The 6,956-nt window shown below is 46.1% G+C and carries 7 protein-coding genes; 1 reads left to right on the top strand and 6 read right to left on the bottom strand.

From position 1 onward, the window contains the following. Positions 1-28: 28 nt before the first annotated feature. Genes ADU24_RS09130 through ADU24_RS09145 form a run of 4 tightly spaced genes read right to left on the bottom strand, consistent with a single transcriptional unit; the run spans position 29 to position 4,669 of the window. Positions 29-1,516 (bottom strand): Na+/H+ antiporter subunit D, encoded by a 1,488-nt coding sequence (locus tag ADU24_RS09130; RefSeq protein WP_053366334.1) that lies wholly within the window; start codon positions 1,514-1,516, stop codon positions 29-31. Continuing rightward, on the bottom strand, positions 1,509-1,847 hold the full coding sequence (locus tag ADU24_RS09135) for a Na(+)/H(+) antiporter subunit C (protein ID WP_053366335.1): 339 nt from the start codon (positions 1,845-1,847) through the stop codon (positions 1,509-1,511). Before ADU24_RS09135 ends, ADU24_RS09130 begins: the two co-directional genes overlap by 8 nt. A gap of 1 nt (position 1,848) precedes the next feature. Next, positions 1,849-2,274: a Na(+)/H(+) antiporter subunit B gene (locus ADU24_RS09140; RefSeq protein ID WP_053366336.1), complete on the bottom strand. Its 426-nt coding sequence runs from the start codon at positions 2,272-2,274 to the stop codon at positions 1,849-1,851. Then, entirely contained in the window at positions 2,258-4,669 is a 2,412-nt protein-coding gene (locus ADU24_RS09145) for a Na+/H+ antiporter subunit A (protein ID WP_156324542.1), read from the bottom strand. The genes ADU24_RS09140 and ADU24_RS09145 overlap by 17 nt, the downstream gene beginning before the upstream one ends. 178 nt (positions 4,670-4,847) lie before the next feature. On the opposite strand from ADU24_RS09145, the gene ADU24_RS09150 reads away from it, so the two are divergent. Then, entirely contained in the window at positions 4,848-5,534 is a 687-nt protein-coding gene (locus ADU24_RS09150) for a universal stress protein (protein ID WP_053366337.1), read from the top strand. Positions 5,535-5,682: 148 nt separating this feature from the next. Here ADU24_RS09150 and ADU24_RS09155 read toward each other — a convergent pair whose 3' ends face one another. Together ADU24_RS09155 and ADU24_RS09160 are read right to left on the bottom strand one after the other, a co-directional pair. Next, entirely contained in the window at positions 5,683-6,246 is a 564-nt protein-coding gene (locus ADU24_RS09155; RefSeq protein WP_053366338.1) for a tyrosine-type recombinase/integrase, read from the bottom strand. An 88-nt stretch (positions 6,247-6,334) separates the two neighbouring features. Continuing rightward, positions 6,335-6,649, bottom strand: a complete 315-nt coding sequence (locus tag ADU24_RS09160) for a hypothetical protein (protein ID WP_053366339.1) — start codon at positions 6,647-6,649, stop codon at positions 6,335-6,337. Between the last annotated feature and the right edge of the window lie 307 nt (positions 6,650-6,956).

Genomic DNA, 6,956 nt, shown 5'->3' on the forward strand with positions numbered 1-6,956 from the left:
TTTCTGTGGAAATTAACGGCTGGTCCGCTTATTGTTCGCCAAGTACCGATTCAATATAAAGTGAAGGATCAAGCAAGCTTTCTACAGCCAGGCTTGCAAAAGCATGAATTCCTTCCGCACCAAGCCCAAGCGCAACCGTCAAGGCTGTCAGGGTGGCGATAGGGAACAGTAATCCTTTCGTTTTCCGTTTCTCTTTCTCGTATTCTTCTTCCAAATACGATTCTCCCCAAAAGCCGTTCATAAAGATTTTCATGATCGAATACAGAACCATCAAGCTTGTAATCAGGCCAAATCCCCCAAGCCAAAAGTAGCCTGCCTCGAATGTACCTTCCGTTATATACACCTTGCCGATGAAACCGCTGAATGGCGGAATTCCTGCCAGTGACAATGCAGCAATAAAGAACATCCAGCCTAAATAAGGATACGTTTGGATCAACCCGCTGATATTCTTGAGGTTGGATGTTGCTGTAATGGCGATGACGGTTCCACCGATCAGGAAGAGAAGGGCTTTAATAATGATGTCATGGATCAAATAGTAGACGGCTCCTGTTAGTCCTTCCGGTGTCCCGGTAGCCAGTCCTGCTAAAATGAATCCAACGCCGACAATGACGTTATACGTCAGGATTTTTTTAATATCAGAATACGCGATGGCCCCGATTGCACCCAAAACCATCGTCAAAGCGCTCATGATGCCGATTAGGAGATGTGTGCTGACAGGCTCATGGTAGAACACAAGTGTAAACAGCCGGATGATTGAATAAATGCCGACCTTCGTAAGGAGCGCGGCAAAAACAGCTGCAATAGCCGTCGGCGGGGCACTGTACGAGCCGGGGAGCCAAAAGAATAGCAGCAAGCCCGCTTTCAGGCTGAATACGATTAGAAATAGCAACGAAATGGCTGTCAACAGGCCGTCCTGCCCGGCTTCCGCAACTCGTACTGAAAGGTGGGCAAAATTCAATGTGCCCATGGTCGCATACAAGTAAGAGATGGCAACCAGGAAAAGGAGTGACGAAACAAGGTTTGTAAGGACATATTTTATCGATTCCCTTAGCTGGATGCGGGTTCCCCCAATTGAAATAAGCACATAGGAGGAAATCAGCATTACCTCAAAGCAGACGAAGAGATTGAAAATATCGCCGGTAATAAATGACCCGTTCACCCCTGTGAGCAGGAAAAGGAACACGGGGTAAAAATAGTGCATTTCACGTTCTTTCCCGATGGAGCGGAAGGCGTATATCAGGCAAAAAAAGGATACGATGTTTGCAGTCAGCAACAGCAGGGCGGAAAACATATCCGCGGCCATGGTGACGCCAAAAGGGGCTTTCCAGCCGCCAATGTGGAGCACCTGGATGCCACCGGCTTGTATTTGAGCAATTAATACTGCAGATACTGCCCCTGTGCCCGCGATGGCAAGTAACCCGAGCAGCCGCTGCGCCATTATCCTCTTTCTCACCATGACCATGGTCATTCCCGCGATCAGCGGGATGATGATGGGCAGTATGAGTAAATTATTCATTTTGTTTACCTCTCAATTTGTGCGTTTCATCTGTGCCCAAAACCTTGTAGGCGCGATAGCTCAGGACAAGGAAAAGGGCGGTCGTCCCAAAGTTGATGACAATCGCAGTTAAAATAAGCGCCTGCGGCAGGGGATCCGTATACGTATTCCCGCCAATCCCCAAAAGGGGCGGGCCGCCGGTTTTCAAGCCTCCCATCGTCAGGATGAGCAGGTTGACTGCATGACTGATGATGGAAGTTCCTAAAATAATTCTTAAGAGATTTCCTGATAAAAGTAAATACGTTCCAATGGTAAAGAGGACGCCAACAAGAATTGAGACCATAGTTTCCATCTTATCGGTCCTCGCTTATCGTAATAATGATTGTCATAGCGGTCCCAATTACGGCCAAAGCTACACCAAGGTCAAAAATCATCGCGGTTGCCAGCTCCGTTTTACCGAAAAGGGGAAGGTTGAAATAACTGTATGCCTGGGTAAGGAAAGGAGCATTATAGAGCATTCCGCCAACTCCGGTCAAAACGGCAATCAATACGCCTGCTGCTGCCATGGCCTTGAAATCAACGGGAATATTTTCCCTTACCGAGTCGATATCATACGTCAGGAAGAGAAGCGTAATCGCGCAAGCCAGCGCAAGCCCGCCCACGAAGCCGCCTCCGGGATGATGGTGGCCGGAAATGAAGAGGTTAATGGCGAAAGTGAAAATGATGACAACCGCAACCCTCGTTACAGTGATTAAAATGACGTCATTTACTTTCTTCATTCTTCCCACCCCCGTTTAATTCAAGTTTTATTAACGTAAACACTCCAAGAGCCGCAATCGCGAGAACGGATATTTCCAACATCGTATCAATGCCCCTGAAGTCAACAAGAATGGCATTCACGATATTTTTAGCACCAGCCAGCTCATAGGAGTTTTCATAAAAGCTAGAGATCGGCTCAAACAGCCTGTTGCCATTTGCCGACAGAGCGAACAAGGTGACGGTAACCCCGACGCCCAAGGATATAATCAAATTTAAGGGCTTGAAGGGAATGCCTCCGGTTCCTTTAAAAAATTTCGGCAAATGATAGTAACATAGAAGGAACAACGCAGTGGTCACCGTTTCAATGACCATTTGCGTCAGGGCTAAATCCGGGGCCCTGAAAATAACAAAAAATAGTGATACAAGATAGCCCATTCCTCCAAGGGCAATGACGGCTGTCATGCGTGATTTTGCAAAAAGTACCGTGAGGGCAGCGACGAGCAACGCCACGGCAAGGGCACCCTCAAAAAGGCTGATCGGCGTATTTTTTGCCGAAAAAGAAAGGCGATTCGAAACAAGGAGCGCGCCTCCAGCGAGCAGGACCATAAAACTGAACGCATAGACCAGGTAATCCCTTATATTGCCGGTCATATAGCGCCCGGTCAGGAATCGGGAGCCTGCTTCGCCCCGGTCCAGACCAACCGCATACAAATGATTCAGCGTCAGGGATTGCGGATAGCGCCTCAGTATACCAACCCAGCTTCTTCTGTACCAATAGAGATAAACCCCGAACAGGACAACGCCGGCTGTCATGCCAAGTTCCAGATTAAACCCGTGCCAGGCACTGATTTTTTGTGCAAATACACCCTCAGGCAACCCAGGAAGAACTGAATGGGCGGCTGGCTGCAGCAGGTAACTGGAAAGGGTATTTGGCATGAAAAAGATGCCTACAACAAAGACAGCCAGTACGATAGGCGGAATCAGCATCCCGAGTGGGGCTTCATGAGGCTTTTTATCGAGTCTTTCAGGCTTATAGTTCCCTCTGAAGGTTTTATAGACAAGAATCATGCAGTAAATAAATGTGAACACGCTGGCTGTCCATGCAACAAACGGAAAGAGGATTCCCAGTGTATCCATGTTGAAAATCTGCAACCTCGAGGCGTCCACCATCGCCGCAAAAAACATTTCCTTGCTTAAAAAGCCGTTAAAAGGGGGCAGGCCGGCCATTGAAAATGCGCCAATAACCGCAAGTGTAAACGAGACAGGCATGATTTGCATCAAGCCGCCAAGCTTACGGATATCACGGGTGCCCGTCTCATGGTCAATGATTCCGACAACCATGAAAAGCGCGCCCTTAAAGGTTGAATGGTTAATAAGGTGAAAAACGGCCGCCAAAACGGCAACGGCATAGACGGAGGACTCACCGCCCCCAGTAAAATACAAAGCCGCGGACCCGACACCGAACAGGCTCATGATCAGGCCCAGTTGGCTAATGGTCGAATATGCAAGAAGGGCTTTTAAATCCGTTTGTTTCACCGCATTTAAAGAACCATAGAGCAATGTAGCAAGGCCGATTCCGGAGACAATCCAGAACCACTCCGCCTCTCCTCCAAAAACAGGCGTGAAGCGGGCAACTAAATAAATGCCGGCTTTGACCATCGTCGCTGAATGGAGATAGGCGCTGACAGGCGTCGGGGCTTCCATTGCACCCGGAAGCCATATGCTGAACGGGAACTGGGCTGATTTTGTAAAAGCGCCAAGCAGAATCAGTACCATCGCCGGTACGAACAGGGAATGGGAAGTGATGTCCCCGACGTCGGCAAGCATTTCCCGGATGCTGTATGTTCCGGTCATCATCGATAGCATAATAAAACCGGCAAGCATCGAAAGGCCGCCGAAAATCGTAATCATCATTGATTTTTGTGCTCCATAACGAGAGCGTTCACGCTGATACCAATAAGCAATCAGCAAGAAGGAAGAAATGCTTGTCAATTCCCAAAATACATAAAGGAGAATGAGGTTATCCGAGAATACAACCCCAAGCATCGCGCCCATGAACAAAAGAAGGTAGACATAAAAATGGCCTAGAGCTTCCGTGTATTTGGACATATAATAAATGGAATAAAGGATGACAAGCGCCCCTATACCGGTAATCAGCAATGCGAAAACAAGGCCGAGCCCGTCCAGGTAAAGGGTAAAGTCAATATTGAACGAAGGCATCCAGGAAACTGAGCGCAAGAGGTTCTTACCTTCGGAGATGCGTGGCATAAATCGGAGCAGATACAGGAAGAGAACGATTGGAACAAGTATAACGAACCATCCAGTGTGCACCCGCGGCGAAAAATATTTATACAATAATGGCACGAAAATCGCGAATAAAAACGGAACTAGGACAATAAAGTGCATAGTATGCAATTTAACCGCCTCCTTCAAAAATCTTTGGCAGTGGAGTATAGCTGACAAGCGTGTATGTATGAGAGCAGGATGATTCAATAGGATTGACTAGCCTGCCTGCTTAAGATATAGTCATACAGAGCTACCCTATACTCAATATTTGTTAAGAACTTCACATCTATACCGAGGTGACAACATAATGGAAAAAATCAAGGGGCGCATGGACGAAAGCATCCTCGTCTGTGTTTACTACGGCCCAAATGGCGAACGGCTCATCCAGCGGGGCTGTAAAATCGCGAGTATGCTGGATTGCCCGCTTTACATTTTAACCGTAGACCCTGTGCCATTCAGCGAAATGGATGCAGAAAAATCTCACTACATTGCCAGGTGGAAACAAATTGCGGAAGGCCATGATGCCGTCTCGTTTATCCTGAAGGATAATGAGAAGCGGCCGATTTCAAAGGTGATTGCTGAAGTGGCCAGGGAACAGCAGGTTACTCAGATCATCCTCGGCCAAACAGCGCAAAGCCGATGGGAGCAGCTTACAAAAGGGTCGATCATAAACTCTTTGTTGCGGGAAGTTCCCTTTGTCGATTTGCATATCATTTCTGTGCCGCGTTACCTTAAAGAAGCGGAAGGGCATTATGAAAAAGGTGTCCGCGCCTACTTAATCAAGGAAAATGAAAACCATAGGGTGATTTTTAAACATACAAAGGACGTCTTGTTCGAAGGTATCTTCTTCAAGGAACAAGGAACGGACTTCGATACAGGCGTTTTCAAGTTTATGAAAGACCAGCAGGTTCTTCATGTCTCGGTCGTAGACGGGACCGTTGCTGCTCTGGAAAACGTTGAAATGGAATTGGATCTTCAGGAAGAAGATATATAGACAAGTTCAGGGCCACCGCAGTTTGCGGGGGTCCTTTTTTTGCTCGGAAAGGCGCTTCGGGTAAAAAAGCATGTAATGGATATTAAACTGCAAAGCGCGGCCGGATACCGTTTTAGGAAAAACCCAGAATATCTCGGCTGCGCCGGCATTATAGGTTTACATCAATCCGTATGGAAGAATCCTCGCCGTTTTCAATCCCTATATATTTCAATGTCTCTTTAGGGCTATGATGGTTAAAAACAGCCATTAGGATTGAAATCGCAATCCCTTTTCGGTAAGCGTGATAGCCGAACGTTTTTCGAAGGGTGTGCGTTCCGATTTTCCCCGTGACCCCGACCTTTTTAGCGGCATGGTTGATAATCCGATAAGCCTGTTGCCGGGTAATGGGAAGCTCATTCTTCTTGGACTTGAACAAATAATCGTTCGCCTCAAGTTTATAAAGCTGAAAAAACAATTCCAGTTCATTCCGAATGCTGTTGTTCAAATAAAAAGCCTGTGGTTTGCCGCCATCGCAATCATGAATAATCATGAATTCCTTCACGCTTTCTCCGTCCCAAACATCTTTCACTTTGATAGAAAGCAAATCACTAACCCTGATTCCCGTGTTGATTCCAAATACAAATAGCAATACATCACGCTGTGAATTCTCTCTTAACTCTTCCTTAATGGCATTGATTTGCGCAATGTCTTTTATAGGGTCAACGTACTCCACACGTATTCCTCCCAATGTTACATAATTGGATTTTATCACAAGTTAAGTAACATCACAAAACGATAAACCCTCAAAATAATTATTTTTTTTATGGAGAAGGGGGCTGCTTTGAATACCTTTTGCTTAACACAAACAGGCTGATAAAAAGGGTAAGGATTGAAATGAATTTGCTGCCAAGAATCAACCCGGCCGCATAGCTCTGATCAATCGGAATAAAGGGAAGTGCAATCATTATGACAGCGAGTGCAATTGTAGTGAAGAGGACGAAAAAAGCATTCGTGTAGGATTTGTTTATGATGAAGAAACTGGTCCGGCAGCTGGTTGAGACATAAATTGAGACAATATAACCGAGCGCCACGATGACTAAATAAATTAATACTATGATGCCGACAGTAATGCCCATAAGATACCTCCTTCGTAGAAATAAGGTTGGAAAATCTTTATAAGAATGGGGGAACACATTACGGTTCTGTGGAGTTCATATGAACGATGACTTTAAACAAAGTGGAGTTTCAGGTCGAATAGACTGCATCTGCAAATGATGGTATGTGCCCGGTCGGAAGTTTTTAATGTGACATAATACTATTTTAGCAGAAGGTTAAGTAACATTGTGTGATTTAACTTAACTATTTTGAAATTTAGTGCAACGGCAGAATAACCTTAGGTATCAAGACCTTTTCAAGTGTATTGGCTCGTCAAAACGGTCTTTA

The organism is Bacillus sp. FJAT-27245 (genome assembly GCF_001273955.1).
GTDB lineage: Bacteria > Bacillota > Bacilli > Bacillales > Cytobacillaceae > Bacillus_D.

What these genes read in the sequence shown, in the direction of transcription:
- ADU24_RS09160 (WP_053366339.1), bottom strand. Translation starts at nt 6,649, where the DNA reads ATGGGCATTACTGTCGGCATCATAGTATTAATTTATTTAGTCATCGTG.
- ADU24_RS09140 (WP_053366336.1), bottom strand. Translation starts at nt 2,274, where the DNA reads ATGAAGAAAGTAAATGACGTCATTTTAATCACTGTAACGAGGGTTGCG.
- ADU24_RS09150 (WP_053366337.1), top strand. Translation starts at nt 4,848, where the DNA reads ATGGAAAAAATCAAGGGGCGCATGGACGAAAGCATCCTCGTCTGTGTT.
- ADU24_RS09130 (WP_053366334.1), bottom strand. Translation starts at nt 1,516, where the DNA reads ATGAATAATTTACTCATACTGCCCATCATCATCCCGCTGATCGCGGGA.
- ADU24_RS09135 (WP_053366335.1), bottom strand. Translation starts at nt 1,847, where the DNA reads ATGGAAACTATGGTCTCAATTCTTGTTGGCGTCCTCTTTACCATTGGA.